Here is an 18238-nt window from a genome sequence, read left to right as displayed (position 1 = left end):
TGCTCACTCTCCGGATTTAAAGCTGCTCGCAGTTTACTCAGGTAAGCCTACCGCGCGCGAGCTAACCAGCGTCCGCTTTCGTTGGCAACCCGGCCTTCGAGCTCCAACTCGCTCAGCGCCGCCAATACCCGCGGCAAGCTCCAGCCACATGCCCGCGCCAGGGCCTCGCTGCTCTGCGGCGCGGCATGCAACAAGCCCAGTAGCGGGTGCTCGGATGCGGCGGGGAGCGGACTGGCCGTTACCCGCTGCCAACCGCGCAGGGGTTCGAGGATATGTTCGACGGTTTCCACCAGCACCGCACCGTCACGGATCAACTGATGACAACCCTTGGCCGCGGGATGATGAATGGAACCGGGAATCGCATACACCTCGCGCCCCTGTTCCGCCGCCAACCGGGCGGTAATCAGCGAGCCGCTGGCGATACTCGCCTCCACCACCAGCACACCCAGGGACAGTCCGCTGATGATTCGATTACGACGGGGGAAGTTACTCGGATGCGGCGGCGCCTCCAGTGGCAACTCGGAAACCACGGCACTGCCCTGGGCGATCATGGCCTGCGCCAGCCGCCGATGACGCTGTGGATAAAAATTTTCCAGACCGGTGCCAAGGACCCCGATAGTCCGCCCGCCGATGTCCAGGGCCGCCTGATGGGCCGCCCCATCGATCCCCAACGCCAGTCCGCTGGTGATGACAAAACCGGCTCCGGCCAGGCTCCGGGAAAAGGCCGCCGCCGTGTCCATTCCGGGTTTGGATGCGCGCCGACTGCCGACCAGCGCCAGCTGTGGTTTTTCCAGAAGGGCAGGGTCGCCGGCCACGAACAACAACGGTGGCGCATCGTCCAGCTCGGCCAGAAGGGCGGGGTAATCGGCCTGGTCCCACATCACCAGATGCTGGGCCGGGCGCTCTAGCCAGCGCAATGCAGCGCTGGCGCCGTCGCGGATTCGAGGACTTCGGCGAGCCTCGGCACAGGCCGCCGGCAACCCCAGTGCTCGCCAGGCAGAGGCGGGTGTGCCGAGGGCGGACGAGGCCGAACCGAAGGCATCGATCAGGGTTCGAAAACGCCGTGGGCCGAGCTCTGGAAGAAGATGCAGGCGCAGGCGTGCTTCCAGCTCCGACGGGGACAGGGCAGTACAGTTGGACAACGACATCGGATCATCCTTGATCTGTGGCGGTCCTGAAACGGCAAGAACAAGCTGTGGATAACTCTGTGGGTAACCTGTTTAGCCTGCTAACGGAATTGATCGGCCCTAAGGGTTGCGCACCTTGTCCAAGACCGCCAGGGATCGCGTGGCGGTAAGTACTAAACCATAGCTGAGCTTTTCGTAGGTGCGGAACACCATCAGCAGGCCCGAACGCTCGTCCGGGACCTTCACGCTCTGGCCAGTGACCCGGTCGCGCACCGTCTCGCCGGTCTTCATCACCGCCAGGACATTGCCTTCGGCCAGGCCATCACGGCGTCCCTTGTCGATCGTGACCACATCCATCAGCCCGATCTGTGTAACACCTCGTGGCACATCTATGATCGTGCCATGGATCGGCACTTGCGGCGCACTGGGCATGAACGTCGAGTTGACCGGCCGTTCCTCGCTGACGAACAAACGGTCGCCCAGGCGGACTTCCTCGGTGGTGCGACGCAGGATCAGCGTGCCGACATCGCCTTCGGTCGCCACCAGTTCGCCGCTGCCGATGTCGTCGGCGTTGATCCCCAGGAACTCGTGTGTCTTCGGGTCGCTATAGACCTTGCCCTGGCGAAACAAGCCGTACATCGAGTGCGCCGGGTCGAACACGCCACGGGCATAGATCCGGTCGCCCATGCCGCTGAGCACCCGCTCATTGCTACCGGCCAGGATATACGGGGCTTTCTGGAAGTTGTCGGCATCATCGACAATGCGGTTGCTCAACAGGAACGCATTGATTTTTTCCAGCGGAATGCTCGGAATCGCCTCGGACACCGGCGAGCGGCGCACCTGCGGCGACAACTTCACGGTCCCCCGCGACACGCCGCGATCCACCACCAACCGTGGCTGACCGTCGACGAACTGCAGGGTCAGGGTATCGCCAGGATAGATCAGGTCCGGATTGGCCACCTGGGGGTTCGCGTGCCAGATCTCCGGCCACTTCCACGGTTCGCGGAGGAACTTCGCGGAAATGTCCCAAAGTGTGTCACCGCGCACTACGGTATAGCGCTGTGGATAACCGTCCTTGAGTTGCACTTGCGCCTGCACGACGCCGCTAACGGCCAGCAACAGGGCGAGTAGTGTTTTCCTCATGCAGTGAATCCCTTTATTATGTGCCTTCGCGTGAAACGCCAGAGCCCCCGCGGCTCGCTCCCAGGGAGAACGTTTTACAACGGTAGCCGATCCCGGTGGGACATTGCGGCAGCCGTCTCTGACTTTACCTCACATGTGCAGCAAATACGCCTATGGCCATTTTAAACATCCTCGAATTTCCAGACCCGCGCCTGCGCACCATTGCCAAATCCGTGGCCGTGGTGGACGACCAGGTGCGGCAGCTGATCGATGACATGTTTGAAACAATGTATGAAGCCCCGGGCATCGGCCTGGCGGCGACTCAGGTCAATGTGCACCAACGCATCGTGGTCATGGACCTGAGCGAAGATCGTAGCGAGCCCCGGGTGTTCATCAACCCCGAGTTCGAAACCCTGACCGAGGAAGTGGACCAGTACCAGGAAGGCTGCCTGTCGGTGCCGGGTTTCTATGAGAACGTCGACCGTCCGACCAGACTGCGGGTCAAGGCCCTGGACCGCGACGGCCAGCCGTTCGAACTGGAGGCCGAGGGGCTGCTGGCAGTGTGCATCCAGCACGAATGCGATCACCTGAACGGCAAACTGTTCGTCGACTACCTGTCCACACTCAAGCGCGACCGGATCAAGAAGAAGCTGGAAAAGCTGCACCGCCAGAACGCCTGATCCGCCCCTTGTAGGAGCGTCGACCGGCTGCTCCTACAAGGGGAGGGCGAGCCCCTCCTCAATTTTAGCGAGCCCTTTTCATGACTGAGCCACTGCGCATCGTCTTTGCCGGCACCCCCGAGTTTGCCGCCGAACACCTCAAGGCGCTGCTCGACAGCCCCTACCAGATCGTCGCGGTCTACACCCAGCCGGATCGCCCGGCGGGCCGCGGGCAGAAACTGATGCCGAGCCCGGTCAAGCAGCTGGCGCAAGAGCACGGCATCACCGTCCTGCAACCGCCAACCCTGCGCAACGCCGAGGCCCAGGCCGAACTGGCGGCGCTCAAGCCGGACCTGCTGGTGGTAGTCGCCTACGGCCTGATCCTGCCGCAGGTCGTACTGGATATCCCGCGCCTGGGCTGCATCAACAGCCACGCCTCGCTGCTGCCGCGCTGGCGCGGCGCGGCGCCGATCCAGCGCGCCGTGGAAGCCGGCGACCGCGAAAGCGGCGTGACCGTGATGCGCATGGAGGCCGGACTCGATACCGGGCCGATGCTGCTCAAGAGCGTCACCCCGATCAGCGCCGAAGACACCGGCGGCACCTTGCACGACCGCCTGGCCAAGCTCGGCCCGCCCGCCGTGCTCGAGGCCATCGCCGGTCTCGCCACCGGGACCCTGGACGGAGAAGTCCAGGACGACAGCCTCGCCACCTACGCCCACAAACTGAACAAGGACGAGGCGCGTATCGACTGGAGTCGTCCGGCGGTCGAGCTGGAGCGGCTGATTCGCGCCTTCAACCCCTGGCCGGTCTGCCACAGCACTCTCAATGGCGAAGCCCTGAAAGTCCTGGCCGCCAGCGTTGCCGAAGGTCAGGGCCAACCGGGTGAAGTCCTCGCCGCGAGCAAGGACGGCCTGATCGTCGCCACCGGCAAGGGAGCCCTGTGCCTGACCCGCCTGCAGCTGCCCGGCGGCAAAGCGCTGAACTTCAGCGACCTGTTCAACAGCCGCCGCGAGAAATTCGCCCTCGGTACGGTGCTTGGCCAATGAACCCGCGTCTGGCCGCCGCCAAGGCACTGACCGCCGTGCTCAACGGCAAGGCGTCGCTCAACAGCTCGCTGCCGTTGCAACTGGACAAGGTCGAAGCTCGCGATCGCGGCCTGACCCAGGACCTGGCGTTCGGGACCGCGCGCTGGCAGCCACGCCTGTCGGCCCTGGCGGCCAAGCTGCTGCAGAAACCCTTCAAGGCCGCCGATGCCGATGTCGAGGCCTTGCTGCTGGTCGGCCTTTATCAACTGCTCTACACCCGCGTGCCGGCCCACGCCGCCATCGGCGAGACCGTCGGTTGCGCCGACAAGCTGAAAAAGCCCTGGGCCAAGGCCCTGCTCAATGCCGTGCTGCGCCGCGCGCAGCGGGAAAGCGAAGCGCTGCTGGCCGAGCTGGAACACGACCCGGTCGTGCGCACCGCACACCCACGCTGGCTGCAGAAATCCCTGAAAGCTTTCTGGCCGCAGCAGTGGGAAGCCATCTGCGCGGCAAACAACGCCCATCCGCCGATGATCCTGCGGGTCAATCGCCGCCATCACCCACGCGATGCCTACCTCAAGCTGCTTGGCGAGGCAGGTGTCGGCGCACACGCCTGCGTCTACAGTCCGGACGGCATCGTCCTGGAAGAAGCCTGCGATGTGCGCAACCTGCCAGGTTTCAATGAAGGCTGGATCAGCGTCCAGGACGAAGCCGCGCAACTGGCCGCCGACCTGCTCGACCTGGCCCCGGGCCAACGAGTGCTCGATGCCTGCTGCGCCCCCGGCGGCAAGACCTGCCATATCCTCGAAGTCCAGCCGCAACTGGCCGGTGTGGTCGCCGTGGACCTGGAAGCCAAGCGCCTGGTGCGGGTGCGCGAGAACCTCGACCGCCTCGGCCTGGACGCCGAACTGATCGCCGCCGACGGCCGTGACACCGCCGCCTGGTGGGACGGCAAGCCGTTCCAGCGGATCCTGCTGGACGCCCCGTGCTCGGCCACCGGCGTGATCCGTCGCCATCCGGACATCAAGCTGACCCGCCAGCCCGACGACATCGCCGCGCTGGCCACCTTGCAAGGCGAACTGCTGGACGCGATGTGGACGACCCTGGAAGTCGGCGGCATCCTGCTCTATGCCACCTGCTCGACCCTGCCGACCGAGAACAGCGAGGTGATCGGCGCGTTCCTGGCCCGCACCTCCGGCGCCCGCGAACTGGATATCGCCGGGACATTCGGCATCAAGCAGCCGCATGGTCGCCAGCTACTGGCCCAGCAAGGCGGGCACGACGGCTTCTACTACGCCAAACTGATCAAGATCGCCGCCGCGCGCGGCTGAGCCGGGTAACGGAGTGAGCCGATGAAAATCATCATCCTCGGCGCCGGGCAGGTCGGCGGTACCCTGGCCGAGCACCTGGCCAGCGAAGCCAACGACATCACCGTGGTCGACACCGACGGCGAGCGCCTGCGCGACCTCGGCGACCGCCTGGACATCCGCACCGTACAGGGCCGCGCCTCGTTTCCGACGATCCTGCGCCAGGCCGGCGCGGACGACGCCGATATGCTGGTGGCGGTGACCAACAGCGACGAGACCAACATGGTCGCCTGCCAGGTTGCCCACACCCTGTTCCACACCCCGACCAAGATAGCCCGGGTGCGCGAGTCGGCCTACCTGACCCGCGCCGGGTTGTTCGACAACGACGCGATTCCGGTGGACGTGCTGATCAGCCCGGAGCAGGTGGTCACCCACTACATCAAGCGCCTGATCGAACACCCGGGCGCCTTGCAGGTGATCGACTTCGCCGAGGGCAAGGCCCTGCTGGTGGCGGTCAAGGCCTACTACGGCGGGCCGCTGGTGGGGCAGCAACTGCGCCAGCTACGCGAGCGCATGCCCAATGTCGACACCCGCGTGGCGGCGATCTTCCGCCGCGACCGGCCGATCATGCCCCGTGGCGACACGGTGATCGAAGCCGACGACGAAGTGTTTTTCATTGCCGCCAAGGCACATATCCGCGCGGTGATGGGCGAAATGCGCCGCCTCGACGAGAGCTACAAGCGCATCGTCATCGCCGGCGGCGGGCAGATCGGCGAGCGACTGGCCGAAGCCATCGAGAGCCGTTACCAGGTCAAGATCATCGAGAAGAACCCGGCGCGTTGCCGCTACCTCTCGGACACCCTGGACAGCACCGTGGTGCTGCAAGGCAGCGCGTCGGACCGCGACCTGCTGCTGGAAGAGAATATCGCCGACACCGATGTGTTCCTGGCCCTGACCAACGACGATGAAGCCAACATCATGTCGTCGCTGCTGGCCAAGCGCCTCGGGGCGAAGAAGGTCATGACCCTGATCAACAACCCGGCCTATGTCGACCTGGTCCAGGGCGGCGAAATCGACATCGCCATCAGCCCGCAACTGGCGACCATCGGCACCTTGCTGGCCCATGTACGGCGGGGCGATATTGTCAGTGTGCATTCCCTCAGACGCGGGGCGGCGGAGGCCATCGAGGCAATTGCCCATGGCGACGCGAAGTCGAGCAAGGTGGTTGGGCGGGCCATCGCCGACATTGCGTTACCGCCGGGGGCGACCATTGGCGCGATCATTCGTGATGAAGAGGTGCTGATCGCCCACGATGTCACAGTGATCCAGGCCGGCGACCATGTCATCCTGTTCCTTGTGGATAAAAAGCAGATCCGCGATGTGGAAAAGCTGTTTCATGTCGGTCTGAGCTTTTTCTGACCCGTGGCGAGGGGGCTTGCCCCCGTCCGGCTGCGAAGCAGTCGTAAATCCACTCACCTCGTTTTCACTGATACACCGGAGTGGCCGATCTTAGGGCCGCTTCGCAGCCCAACGGGGGCAAGCCCCCTCGCCACAATTGCCGTATCGAGGGATCGCCATGCTCGAATCACTGGAAAAAATGCTCGCCAAGGGGGTGGATAACGCACTGCTGCGCTTCGGCCTCGGCAAGGGTTACCTGGATCTGGGGGAAAACACCAAGGCCGCCGAGCACCTGCAACGCTGCGTCGGCTTCGACCCGAAATACTCCGCTGCCTGGAAACTGCTGGGCAAGGCGCATCGGGCCGCGGGTGACGCCGCCGCCGCCCGACAGGCCTGGGAGCAGGGACTGGAAGCCGCTCGTGCCCATGGCGACAAGCAGGCGGAAAAGGAAATGACGGTATTCCTGAAAAAACTGGAAAAAGCCGCGCTCAAAGATCAATGAAGCGCAGGCCAATGCCATCGGCGTCGACCCGGACCACTTCCATCCGAATGCGCGGCGCCACCGCCGGCAGACCCTGCACCTGACCGTAGACCACCGCCCCGGTGGTCAGGCGCGACAAGGTCGGGTGCTTCACATACACCCCCTTGCTGGACAGGTTGCGCGTCTGCCCCAGGCACTCGCCGATGCTGGGGTGCTGGATCTTGATGCGCAGAGAATTATTGTTATCGGACATCTGTTGCGTCCTTGAAAACCATACCTGTGGATAAATCAATGCCACGGTTTTGCCATGAAACTTATCCACAGAGCGTGCCAGTCTCGTTTCAGTACCAGCGCTTCTCGCCCGCCGGGCGCTTCCTGAAGCGCTTCATGCTCCACATGTACTGGTCTGGATAGGCTCGCACATAGCGGGCCACTACCTGGCTCATGGCAGCCACGGAGGTCTCGGTATCGGTGCTGTACATGGCTTCGGGCGCGGCTTCCAGGATCACCTTGAACCCCGAACCGTCCGGCAGGCGCAGCGCATGCAGGAACACGCCGACCGCCTTGCCGCCAGCCAGCATATTGGGTACGAACTTGCTGGTCAGCGCCGTGGTGCCGAGAAAAGGCACGAAAATCCCGGCGGATTCAGCCGGCTCCGGGTCGGCGGGAATGCCCACCGCGCCACCTTTACGCACTTCCTTGATGACACTGAGGATGCCTTCCTTGGTGGAGGCGGCGACCCGGTTGCCCAGTTGCACGCGCTGCTTGCGCAACAACTCGTCCACCGCCTTGAGCTTGGGCGGACGGTAGAAAATAATCGGTTTGCACTGGCTGCAATAGAAGTGATTGAGCACTTCCCAGTTGCCCAGGTGACTGGTGATGCCGACCACGCCCTTGCCCGAGGCCAGGGCTTCCTTGAGGATGTCGAGGCCCTCGACTTCGCGCACCCGCTCCATCGAGCGCTGGGCCGGCCAGATCCAGGCACAGGCGCTTTCGGTAAAGGACTTGCCGATACCCATCAGGCTGCGGCCGACCAACTGCTCGCGGGCCACCGGGTCGAGTTCTGGAAAACATTTCTCCAGGTTGATCCGCACCACCTCGCGGGAGCGGTTGGGCAACTTCCACATCACCCAACCGATGGCCGCGCCCAACCGTTGCACGGCACACCAGGGCAGCAACGCAAACAACCGCAACGCCCCCACCAGCATGGCGCCTTTAAACTTTTCCACAGGCCACTCCTGTCGTGATCGAGCTTGTCATCAGCCGGCTATTGTAACCGTGGCGTGGCCAATGTGGCGTAGCGATCGCAATCGGTGGTGTGGTCCATGACCATGCCCGAGGCCTGCATGAAGGCGTAGCAGATGGTCGGGCCGACGAACTTGAAGCCCAGTTTCTTCAGGGCCTTGCTCATGGCCTCGGCCTCGGGCGTGAGCGCCGGGACCTCGCCGCGCCCGTTGAAGTGATTGACCCTGGGCACCCCGTCGACAAAGGACCAGAGCAGCGCCACCGGGTCTTCCAGCGTCAGCCAGACCTCGGCATTGCGCCGCGCGGCATGCAGTTTCAGGCGATTGCGGATGATCCCGGGATCGAGCATCAACTGTTCGATGTCGGCGTCGCTCATGGCCGCGACTTTGTGCACATCGAAGCCGAACAGCACCTTCCGGTAGTGCTCGCGTTTCTTCAGGATGGTGATCCAGGACAACCCGGCCTGGAACCCTTCGAGCAAAAGCAACTCGAACAGACGCTGCCCATCGCGCAGCGGCACGCCCCACTCCTGATCGTGATAAGCCATGTACAAAGGATCGTCGTTGCACCAAAAGCAGCGTGGCATAAGGCTCCAGGGGGCGTGCGCGTGGCCGAATCGGGTATACTCCCGCCTTTTGAATCGCAGCCCAAGTAACAGGTGAATTTCGTGAGCCAGCCTACGCCAGCCGTGCGTACCTTCCAAGACTTGATCCTCGCCCTGCAACAATACTGGGCCGAGCAAGGTTGTGTGGTACTTCAGCCCTACGATATGGAAGTAGGCGCCGGCACCTTTCATACCGCCACGTTCCTGCGCGCCATCGGCCCGGAAACCTGGAACGCCGCCTACGTACAGCCCAGCCGCCGCCCGACTGACGGCCGCTACGGCGAAAACCCGAACCGCTTGCAGCATTACTACCAGTTCCAGGTGGTCCTCAAGCCCAACCCGGACAACTTCCAGGAGTTGTACCTGGGCTCGCTCAAGCGTGTCGGCCTCGACCCGCTGGTGCACGACATCCGTTTCGTCGAGGACAACTGGGAATCGCCGACCCTCGGCGCCTGGGGCCTGGGCTGGGAAGTCTGGCTCAACGGCATGGAGGTCACCCAGTTCACCTACTTCCAGCAGGCGGGCGGCATCGAGTGCTACCCGGTGACCGGCGAGATCACCTACGGCCTGGAACGCCTGGCGATGTACCTGCAAGGCGTCGACTCGGTCTACGACCTGGTCTGGGCCGATGGCCCGTTCGGCAAGGTGACCTACGGCGACGTGTTCCACCAGAACGAAGTGGAGCAGTCGACCTACAACTTCGAACACGCCAACGTCGAGAAGCTGTTCGAGCTGTTCGATTTCTATGAAAGCGAAGCCAAGCGCCTGATCGAACTGGACCAGCCGCTGCCGTTGCCGAGCTACGAAATGGTTCTCAAGGCCTCGCACACCTTCAACCTGCTGGATGCGCGCCGGGCGATCTCGGTCACCGCGCGCCAGCAGTACATCCTGCGGGTCCGCACCCTGGCCCGTTCCGTGGCGCAGGCCTACCTGATGGCCCGGGCCAAGCTGGGCTTCCCGATGGCGACCCCGGATTTGCGTGACGAAGTGTTGGCTAAGTTGGAGGCAGCACAATGAGTGCTCAAGATTTTCTGGTTGAACTGGGCACGGAAGAGCTGCCACCCAAGGCTCTCAATACCCTGGCCGAGGCCTTTCTCGCCGGTATCGAAAAGGGCCTGCAAAGCGCCGGCCTGAGCTTCGAAAGCAAGCAGGTCTATGCCGCGCCGCGCCGTCTGGCGGTATTGCTGAGCCAACTGCAAACCCAACAGCCGGACCGCAGCATCAACCTCGACGGCCCGCCACGCCAGGCCGCCTTCGATGCCGAAGGCAACCCGACCCAGGCCGCCCTGGGCTTCGCCAAGAAATGTGGCGTGGAACTGAGCGAAATCGACCAGAGCGGGCCGAAACTGCGCTACACCCAGAGCATCCAGGGCAAGCCGACCGCCAGCCTGCTGCCGACCATTGTCGAGGATTCGCTGAACGACCTGCCGATTCCCAAGCGCATGCGCTGGGCCGCGCGCAAGGAAGAGTTCGTGCGCCCGACCCAGTGGCTGGTGATGCTGCTCGGTGACCAGGTCATCGATTGCACCATCCTCGCCCAGAAAGCCGGTCGCGACTCCCGCGGCCACCGCTTCCACCACCCGGACAGCGTGCGCATCACCTCGCCGGCCAACTACCTGAGCGACCTGCGCGCCGCCTATGTGCTGGCCGACGCCAACGAGCGTCGCGAGCTCATCAGCAAACGCACCACCGAGCTGGCGACCCAGCAGGAAGGCACGGCGATCATGCCGGCGGATCTGCTCGACGAAGTCAGCGCCCTGGTCGAATGGCCGGTGCCGCTGGTGTGCTCCTTCGAGGAGCGCTTCCTCGACGTGCCGCAGGAAGCCCTGATCACCACCATGCAGGACAACCAGAAGTACTTCTGCCTGCTGGACGCCGACGGCAAGCTGCTGCCGCGCTTCATCACCGTCGCCAACATCGAGAGCAAGGACCCGCAACAGATCATCGCCGGTAACGAGAAAGTCGTGCGCCCGCGCCTGACCGACGCCGAGTTCTTCTTCAAGCAGGACAAGAAGCAGAAGCTCGAACAGTTCAACCTGCGGCTGCAGAACGTGGTGTTCCAGGAAAAACTGGGCAGCGTCTATGACAAGGCCGAGCGTGTTTCGAAGCTGGCCGCCTTCATCGCCCCGCGCATCGGCGGCGACGCCCAGCGCGCGGCCCGCGCCGGCCTGCTGTCGAAGTGCGACCTGGCCACCGAAATGGTCGGCGAGTTCCCGGAGATGCAAGGTGTCGCCGGTTACTACTACGCCCTCAATGACGGCGAGCCGCAAGATGTCGCCCTGGCCCTGAACGAACAGTACATGCCGCGCGGTGCCGGCGCCGAACTGCCGAGCACCTTGACCGGCGCGGCGGTGGCGATTGCCGACAAGCTCGACACCCTGGTCGGCATCTTCGGCATCGGCATGCTGCCCACTGGCAGCAAGGACCCCTACGCCCTGCGTCGCGCCGCCCTCGGCGTGCTGCGCATCCTGATCGACAAACAGCTGGACCTCGACCTGATCGAAACCGTGGCCTTCGCGGTCAAGGCCTTCGGGACCCGGGTCAAGGCCGCGGGCCTGGACGACCAGGTGCTGGAGTTCATCTTCGATCGTCTGCGCGCCCGTTACGAAGACGAAGGCGTGGACGTGGCGACCTACCTGTCGGTGCGCGCCCTCAAGCCCGGTTCGGCGCTGGACTTCGACCAACGCGTACAGGCCGTGCAGAAATTCCGCCAGTTGCCGGAAGCGGCGGCCCTGGCCGCGGTGAACAAGCGCGTATCGAACCTGCTGAGCAAAGCCGAAGGCAGCATTCCGAGCACCGTGGAACCCAAGTACTTCGACAACGCCAACGAGTTTTCACTGTACTCGGCGATCCAGCAGGCGGACCAGGCGGTCCAGCCAATGGCCGCGGCGCGCCAGTACAACGAGTCGCTGGCACGCCTGGCGGCCCTGCGCGAACCGGTGGACGCGTTCTTCGAGGCGGTAATGGTCAATGCCGAAGACGCCAAGGTCCGCGCCAACCGTTATGCGCTGCTGGCGCGTCTGCGCGGCCTGTTCCTGGGTGTCGCCGATATTTCGCTGCTGGGCTGAGGGCGTGTCTTGAAGCTGCTGATTCTCGATCGGGACGGGGTGATCAACCAGGACTCCGACGCCTACATCAAATCGGTGGAGGAGTGGATTCCACTCCCCGGCGCGATCGAAGCCATTGCGCAGTTGAGCAGGGCCGGCTGGACGGTGGCGGTGGCCACCAACCAGTCCGGCATTGCTCGCGGTTACTACGATATCGCCACCCTGGAAGCCATGCACGAGCGCCTGCGTTCGTTGGTGGCGCAACAGGGCGGCACGCTGGGGCTGGTGGTGTATTGCCCGCATGGGCCGGATGAAGGCTGCGATTGTCGCAAACCCAAGCCCGGCATGTTGCGCACCATCGCCGAACATTACGGTATGCCGTTATCTAGGCTATGGTTTGTCGGCGACAGCCTTGGTGACTTGGAGGCGGCCCGCGCCGTCGACTGTCAGCCCGTTTTGGTAAAAACCGGTAAAGGCGAAAAGACACTGGGTAAAACCCTGCCGGTGGGCACCCTGGTTTTTGACGATCTGGCGGCGGTTGCCGCAGAACTTATCCACAACTGAAGCTCTTCTGACCTCCTGATCAAGGATTGTTCGGGAAGCGCTTTTTATAGGCGGGCAATGCCCGCAACGGTAAATGCCGCTATGTCGATCCTGCAGGCCATCAGAACCTTTTTCTTTTACCTGCTGCTGGGCACCAGTTCGCTGTTGTGGTGCTCCCTGAGCTTTTTTATCGCGCCGTTCCTGCCGTTCAAGGCACGTTATCGCTTTATCAACGTGTACTGGTGCCGCTGTGCCCTATGGCTGAGCAAGGTTTTCCTGGGCATCACGGTGGAAATCAAGGGTGCGGAGAACGTGCCCGAGCGTCCTTGCGTGATTCTGTCGAATCACCAGAGCACCTGGGAAACCTTCTTTCTCTCGGCCTACTTCTCGCCGTTGAGCCAGGTACTCAAGCGCGAGTTGCTGTATGTGCCGTTCTTCGGCTGGGCCATGGCCATGCTGCGGCCGATCGCCATTGACCGGGACAACCCGAAGGCGGCGCTCAAGCATGTGGCGAAGAAGGGCGACGAGTTGCTCAAGGACCATGTCTGGGTCCTGATCTTCCCGGAAGGCACCCGCGTGCCGTACGGCACGGTCGGCAAGTTTTCCCGGGGCGGTACGGCACTGGCGGTGAACGCCGATCTGCCAGTGCTGCCAATTGCCCACAACGCCGGCAAATTCTGGCCGAAAACCGGCTGGATGAAGAAACCTGGCACCATCACCGTGGTGATCGGGGCTCCGATGATGGCCGAGGGCAGTGGACCGCGGGCGATTGCCGAGCTCAATGACCGCGTTCAGGCGTGGAACGAGCAGACTCAGCGGGAGATGGGATCGTTGCCACCAGCACCTGCGGTAGAAACGCCTGTCGCGGTTTGACGCAATTGTGGATAACTTGTGTACAAGATTTGGATTTCTTTCAGAAAATAGATGTAACACTATGATTTTATTACTTATTTCTCTGTATGACTTTCCGCTGTAAATCGTGCATAAGTTTTTTCGAGCGATAAAAAACCGGCTTTAATTGCCGGTTTTTCAAGCTGAAACATGGCCCCTTGTAGGAGCGCCGCCGGTCGACGCTCGATTGCCCGCTCCTCGCGGGCCCCTTCGCTGCGGCGCGGCGTCCCGACAAGCCCGGCTCCTGCAGGGTGTGTGGTGTTCGCAAGAGTGCCGACAGACTCAAACCTTGTCGATATCCACGTCCTTGGTTTCCTTCAGGCAGAACAGCCCCACCACCAGGCTGACCCCGGTAATCAGCACCGGGTACCACAGGCCATAGAAGATATCCCCGGTGTAGACCACCAGCGCAAAGGACACCGTGGGCAGGAACCCGCCGAACCAGCCGTTGCCGATATGGTAGGGCAGCGACATGGAGGTGTAGCGGATCCGCGTCGGAAACAGCTCGACCATCACCGCCGCCAGCGGGCCGTAGGTCATGGTCGCAATCAGGATCAGCAAGACGATCAGCAGTACCACCATCGGCTCGTTCACCGAGGCGCTATCGGCCTTGGCCGGATAACCCGCCGCCGTGACCGCAGCGCGCATCGCCGCCTCGTCGAAACCGCCGATCTTCCGTTCACCCACCGATACCGTCACGTCCGTCCCGGGCGCCGCGGCCTGCGAGCTATACGGCAGGCCCTGCTTGACCAGGAAGGTCTTGACCTTGTCGCACGGGCTGTCGAAACGCGCCTTGCCCACTGGATCGAACTGGAAGGTGCAGCTCGCCGGGTCGGCCAGTACCACGATCGGTGCCTGGCGGCTGGCCGCGTCGATCTGTGGATTGGCGTAATGGCTCAGAGCCTTGAACAGTGGGAAATAGCAGACCGTGGCCAGCAGCAGGCCAAGCATCAGGATCGGCTTGCGCCCGACCTTGTCCGACAGCCAGCCGAACAACACGAAGAATGGCGCACCGATCACTACGCTGATGATCAGCAGGGAATTGGCCTGGGTCGGGTCCATCTTGAGCATCTGGGTCATGAAGAACAGCACATAGAACTGTGCGGTGTAGAAGGTCACCGCCTGCCCGGCATTGATGCTGAACAGGGCGGTCAGGACGATCTTCAGATTCTGCCAGGAACCGAAAGATTCGCGGATCGGCGAGCGACTGACCTTGCCTTGGGCTTTCATTTTCACGAAGGCCGGCGATTCATGCATGCTCAGGCGGATCCAGGTGGAAATCGCCAGCAGGAAGATCGACAACAGGAACGGCAGGCGCCAGCCCCAGACTTCGAACTGGTCACCGCTGATATAGCGGCTGGCGAGCACCACCAGTAGGGACAGAAGCAGGCCCAGGGTAGCCGTGGATTGAATCCAGCCGGTGTGCGAGCCGCGCTTGCCCACCGGAGCGTGCTCCGCCACGTAAGTCGCGGCACCGCCGTATTCACCGCCCAGCGCCAGCCCCTGGAGCATACGCAGCAGGACCAGGATGATCGGCGCGGCAATGCCAATGCTGGTATAGGTTGGCAACAGGCCGACAGCGAAGGTGGAAAGGCCCATCAGGATGATGGTCATGAGGAAGGTGTACTTGCGCCCGATCATATCCCCCAGGCGCCCGAACACCAGGGCGCCGAAGGGTCGGACCAGAAAGCCCGCGGCGAAGGCCATGAGGGCGAAGATAAACGCCGTGGTGTCGTTGACCCCAGCAAAGAACTGCTTGCTGATCACCGCCGCCAGGGCGCCATAAAGAAAAAAGTCATACCACTCGAAAACCGTCCCGAGGGATGACGCAAAAATGATCTTTCGTTCTGCCTTGCCCACGCTCGCGGTTGCGCTCATGGTCCGTTGCTCGATGTAGTCCGACATTTGCCATGTCCTCGGCCCTGAGGGCCACAGTGATTATTGTTGTTGTTCCACTGTGGATTCCGGCTGACCGCCACCGGAATCCGCTCTTGCACTATTGACACCCTCTACCGGCCTGACACGCTCCTTGCTGGCAATGGCGTCAGCTTGGACGACGCATGACTCAAGGACCTCAGCCTCGGCAATCGAGCGTCGACCGGCAACTCCTACAAAGAAGCCGGAGTCTCCTCTGTTCGTATGTCGTGAATCGCCGCGACATCCGCCAGCATCATCTGCGCCGCCTTCTCGGCAATCATCACCGTCGGCGAACAGGTATTGCCGGAGACGATGTCCGGCATGATCGACGCATCGGCCACCCGCAACCCCGGCACGCCGTGCACCCGCAGCCGGGCATCCACCACATCCAGCGCGCCGCCGCCCATCCGGCAGGTGCCCACCGGATGAAAGATCGTCGTGCCGATCCGCGCGGCCGCCTCATGTAACTGCTCTTCGGTTTGCAACGCCGCTCCAGGCAGATATTCCTCGGGTTTGAAGATCCGCAGGGCAGGAGAGTCGACGATGCGCCGGGTCAGCCGAATGGCCTGGGCCGCGACTTTCAGATCCTCAGGATGACTCAGGTAGTTCGGATCGATCAGCGGCGCCACCTGCGGATCGGCCGAGCGAATATCGATCCGTCCCCGACTCATCGGCCGCAGGTTGCACACCGAAGCGGTAAAAGCCGGGAACCGATGCAACGGCTCGCCGAAGCGCTCCAGCGACAAGGGCTGCACGTGGTACTGCAAATTGGCCGAGGCCTGCTGCGCCGAGGACTTCACGAACGCCCCCAACTGGCTGGGCGCCATGGCCAACGGACCACTGCGGTCGTAGAGATAGCGCAAGCCCATGCCGACTTTGCCCCACAGGCTGTTGGCGACCTGGTTGAGGGTGCGGGCATTGCTGAGCTTGTAGATCAGCCGCAGTTGCAGATGATCCTGCAGATTGCCGCCGACCCCGGGCAGTTCGTGACGCACCGCGATCCCGAGGTTCTCCAGCAGGGGCCGCGGGCCGATGCCCGAACGCTGGAGAATCCCGGGAGAGCCGACCGAGCCGGCACACAGAACGATCTCACGGCGCACGTTGAACACATGCTCCTCACCCTGCCAGCGAGCCACGACGGCGCAGGCGCGAGCATTTTCCAGGTTCACCCGGTCGACTTGGACGCCCGTCAGGACGGCCAGGTTGGGGCGCTTGAGAATCGGCCGCAGAAAGGCTTTCGACGAGTTCCAGCGCACGCCGGAACGCTGGTTGACCTGAAAGTATCCACAGCCCTGGTTATCGCCGGCGTTGAAATCGCTGACGCTGGCAATGCCGTTTTCCGCGGCGGCGGCGCGGAAGGCATCGAGGATCGGCCAGGAGTAACGCTGCTGCTCGACCCGCCACTCGCCCTGGTCGCCGTGGAATTCGCCAGCACCGCCAAAATGCTTTTCGCTGCGTTTGAACAACGGCAGGACATCGTTCCAGGCCCAACCCGGATTGCCCTGCGCGGCCCAGCGATCATAGTCGCCGGCCTGACCACGCATGTAGATCATGCCATTGATCGAAGAGCTGCCGCCCAACACCTTGCCGCGCGGGTAGCCAAGGCTGCGACCTTGCAGGCCGGGCTGCGCTTCGGTCTTGAAACACCAGTCGGTACGCGGATTGCCGATGCAGTACAGATACCCCACCGGTACGTGGATCCACGGGTAGTTATCCTGGCCGCCGGCTTCGAGCAGCAGGACATGATTCCGCGGATCGGCGGACAACCGATTGGCCAGCACGCAGCCGGCGGGCCCGGCACCGACTATCACATAGTCATAGGGCAAGTGAGCAGATGGCATAGGCAACCTCGCCTTTTTTATTGTTCTTGTCTGTCTTCATGTTATTGATTAGTTTCGAGATGAAAACCTTCGTTTTTGCGCAAGTGCTGTGCGTTTTCAAACAAGGCCGGCGAACCCGTGATTTACAAGGAGGCCCCATGTTCGACTGGAACGATCTGCGTTTTTTTCTCGAGCTGCAGCGTAGCGGACGCCTGCTGACCGCGGCCAAGCGTCTTAACACCACCCACAGCACCGTGGCCCGGCATATCGAAACCATCGAGCAGAGCCTGGGCACGGCGCTGTTTGTCCAGCACGCCCAGGGCTACGAACTGACCCCCTCGGGCCACGCACTGCTCAAACATGCCGAGGCCATGGAGAACGTCGCCTTGCTGGCCCAGGAGGAAATCACCCAGGCCATCGCGCCCCTGGGCAAGATTCGCCTGGGGGTGACCGAAGGGATCGGCATCATGTTTCTAACCCCCCGGATGAGCAGCCTGTACGAGCGTTATCCAGGTCTGGAGGTGGAGCTGGTGGCGGTGCCACGCTTCGTCAGCATCCTCAACCGCGAGGCGGAAATCAGCATCCACCTCGACCGGCCGAATGCCGACCTGTTGATCACCCGCAAGCTGACCGACTATCGCCTGGCGCTCTATGCCAGCCCGGATTATCTCGCCCGGGCGCCGGCCTTGCGGCACCGTGATGAGCTGTCGCACCACAACTGGATCGGCTACGTCGACGACCTGCTGTTCAGCGAGGAACTGCTGTTCCTCAACAACTTCTGCCGCACACCGAATGTGATTTTTCGCAGCACCAGCGTCATTGCCCAGCAACAGGCGGCGCGGGCGGGGCTAGGGATTGCCGTGTTGCCCAACTACATGGCCAAGGGCGACCCGCGGTTGGTGCGCGTATTGCCAGAGGAAACCATCCAGCGCAGCTACTGGATCAGTACCCGGCGCGAGTTGCATAAATCAGTGCGGTTGCGAGTGGTATGGGATTTTCTGCTGGCATTGTGTGCGAGCGAGCAGGATATCTTGCTGGCGCAATAAGAAGAGTGA

At 62.9% G+C, this 18238-nt stretch carries 17 protein-coding genes; 10 read left to right on the top strand and 7 right to left on the bottom strand.

All coding sequences use genetic code 11. The features are described from left to right. Positions 1–47: 47 nt before the first annotated feature. Together dprA and PFEN_RS24410 are read right to left on the bottom strand one after the other, a co-directional pair. Positions 48–1148: a DNA-processing protein DprA gene (dprA, locus tag PFEN_RS24415; RefSeq protein ID WP_191489192.1), complete on the bottom strand. Its 1101-nt coding sequence runs from the start codon at positions 1146–1148 to the stop codon at positions 48–50. A 99-nt stretch (positions 1149–1247) separates the two neighbouring features. Further along, positions 1248–2270 carry a LysM peptidoglycan-binding domain-containing protein gene (locus PFEN_RS24410; RefSeq protein ID WP_191489191.1) on the bottom strand — a complete coding sequence of 341 codons (1023 nt, stop codon included), beginning with the start codon at positions 2268–2270 and terminating at the stop codon, positions 1248–1250. 152 nt (positions 2271–2422) lie between these two features. Here PFEN_RS24410 and def point away from each other — a divergent pair, with 152 nt between their 5' ends. From def to PFEN_RS24385, 5 genes are all read left to right on the top strand, one after another. Then, positions 2423–2929 carry a peptide deformylase gene (gene def, locus PFEN_RS24405; protein ID WP_191489190.1) on the top strand — a complete coding sequence of 169 codons (507 nt, stop codon included), beginning with the start codon at positions 2423–2425 and terminating at the stop codon, positions 2927–2929. Between the two features lie 80 nt (positions 2930–3009). Continuing rightward, complete coding sequence (fmt, locus tag PFEN_RS24400) at positions 3010–3954, top strand: methionyl-tRNA formyltransferase (RefSeq protein WP_191489189.1); 945 nt, start codon at positions 3010–3012, stop codon at positions 3952–3954. Next, positions 3951–5261, top strand: a complete 1311-nt coding sequence (rsmB, locus tag PFEN_RS24395) for a 16S rRNA (cytosine(967)-C(5))-methyltransferase RsmB (protein WP_191489188.1) — start codon at positions 3951–3953, stop codon at positions 5259–5261. The genes fmt and rsmB overlap by 4 nt, the downstream gene beginning before the upstream one ends. A 21-nt stretch (positions 5262–5282) precedes the next feature. Then, the gene (gene trkA / locus PFEN_RS24390; RefSeq protein WP_191489187.1) at positions 5283–6656 is read left to right on the top strand and encodes a Trk system potassium transporter TrkA; all 1374 of its coding nucleotides are present in this window, start codon (positions 5283–5285) and stop codon (positions 6654–6656) included. Positions 6657–6813: 157 nt separating this feature from the next. Continuing rightward, positions 6814–7137 (top strand): tetratricopeptide repeat protein, encoded by a 324-nt coding sequence (locus PFEN_RS24385; protein WP_191489186.1) that lies wholly within the window; start codon positions 6814–6816, stop codon positions 7135–7137. Here PFEN_RS24385 and PFEN_RS24380 read toward each other — a convergent pair. The 3 genes from PFEN_RS24380 to PFEN_RS24370 form a co-directional block, all read right to left on the bottom strand. Then, complete coding sequence (locus PFEN_RS24380) at positions 7124–7369, bottom strand: PilZ domain-containing protein (protein ID WP_191489185.1); 246 nt, start codon at positions 7367–7369, stop codon at positions 7124–7126. The two genes, PFEN_RS24385 and PFEN_RS24380, sit on opposite strands and share 14 nt — an antisense overlap. An 88-nt stretch (positions 7370–7457) precedes the next feature. Next, positions 7458–8345 carry a lysophospholipid acyltransferase gene (locus PFEN_RS24375; protein WP_191489184.1) on the bottom strand — a complete coding sequence of 296 codons (888 nt, stop codon included), beginning with the start codon at positions 8343–8345 and terminating at the stop codon, positions 7458–7460. 38 nt (positions 8346–8383) lie between these two features. After that, the gene (locus tag PFEN_RS24370; protein ID WP_191489183.1) at positions 8384–8947 is read right to left on the bottom strand and encodes a DNA-3-methyladenine glycosylase I; all 564 of its coding nucleotides are present in this window, start codon (positions 8945–8947) and stop codon (positions 8384–8386) included. Between the two features lie 81 nt (positions 8948–9028). Here PFEN_RS24370 and glyQ point away from each other — a divergent pair, with 81 nt between their 5' ends. From glyQ to PFEN_RS24350, 4 genes are read left to right on the top strand one after another with little or no spacing between them, the layout of a single operon-like run. Beyond that, on the top strand, positions 9029–9982 hold the full coding sequence (gene glyQ, locus PFEN_RS24365; RefSeq protein WP_040062988.1) for a glycine--tRNA ligase subunit alpha: 954 nt from the start codon (positions 9029–9031) through the stop codon (positions 9980–9982). Continuing rightward, positions 9979–12033: a glycine--tRNA ligase subunit beta gene (glyS, locus tag PFEN_RS24360; protein ID WP_191489182.1), complete on the top strand. Its 2055-nt coding sequence runs from the start codon at positions 9979–9981 to the stop codon at positions 12031–12033. Before glyQ ends, glyS begins: the two co-directional genes overlap by 4 nt. A 9-nt stretch (positions 12034–12042) precedes the next feature. Next, on the top strand, positions 12043–12576 hold the full coding sequence (gene gmhB, locus PFEN_RS24355) for a D-glycero-beta-D-manno-heptose 1,7-bisphosphate 7-phosphatase (protein WP_191489181.1): 534 nt from the start codon (positions 12043–12045) through the stop codon (positions 12574–12576). Positions 12577–12633: 57 nt separating this feature from the next. After that, positions 12634–13428 (top strand): lysophospholipid acyltransferase family protein, encoded by a 795-nt coding sequence (locus PFEN_RS24350; protein ID WP_191489180.1) that lies wholly within the window; start codon positions 12634–12636, stop codon positions 13426–13428. Positions 13429–13728: 300 nt separating this feature from the next. Here the strand turns inward: PFEN_RS24350 and PFEN_RS24345 are convergent, their stop codons facing one another. Together PFEN_RS24345 and PFEN_RS24340 are read right to left on the bottom strand one after the other, a co-directional pair. Beyond that, positions 13729–15351, bottom strand: a complete 1623-nt coding sequence (locus PFEN_RS24345) for an MFS transporter (RefSeq protein ID WP_191489179.1) — start codon at positions 15349–15351, stop codon at positions 13729–13731. A 203-nt stretch (positions 15352–15554) separates the two neighbouring features. Next, positions 15555–17204 carry a GMC family oxidoreductase gene (locus tag PFEN_RS24340; protein ID WP_191489178.1) on the bottom strand — a complete coding sequence of 550 codons (1650 nt, stop codon included), beginning with the start codon at positions 17202–17204 and terminating at the stop codon, positions 15555–15557. A 137-nt stretch (positions 17205–17341) separates the two neighbouring features. On the opposite strand from PFEN_RS24340, the gene PFEN_RS24335 reads away from it, so the two are divergent. Beyond that, on the top strand, positions 17342–18229 hold the full coding sequence (locus PFEN_RS24335) for a LysR family transcriptional regulator (protein WP_191489177.1): 888 nt from the start codon (positions 17342–17344) through the stop codon (positions 18227–18229). The last annotated feature ends 9 nt before the right edge of the window (positions 18230–18238 follow it).

Origin of the sequence: Pseudomonas sp. FEN, from assembly GCF_904067045.1 — a bacterium.
Lineage (GTDB): Bacteria > Pseudomonadota > Gammaproteobacteria > Pseudomonadales > Pseudomonadaceae > Aquipseudomonas.
The sequence above is the reverse complement of the archived record's forward strand: the minus strand, read 5'-3'. Positions and strand labels throughout refer to the sequence as shown.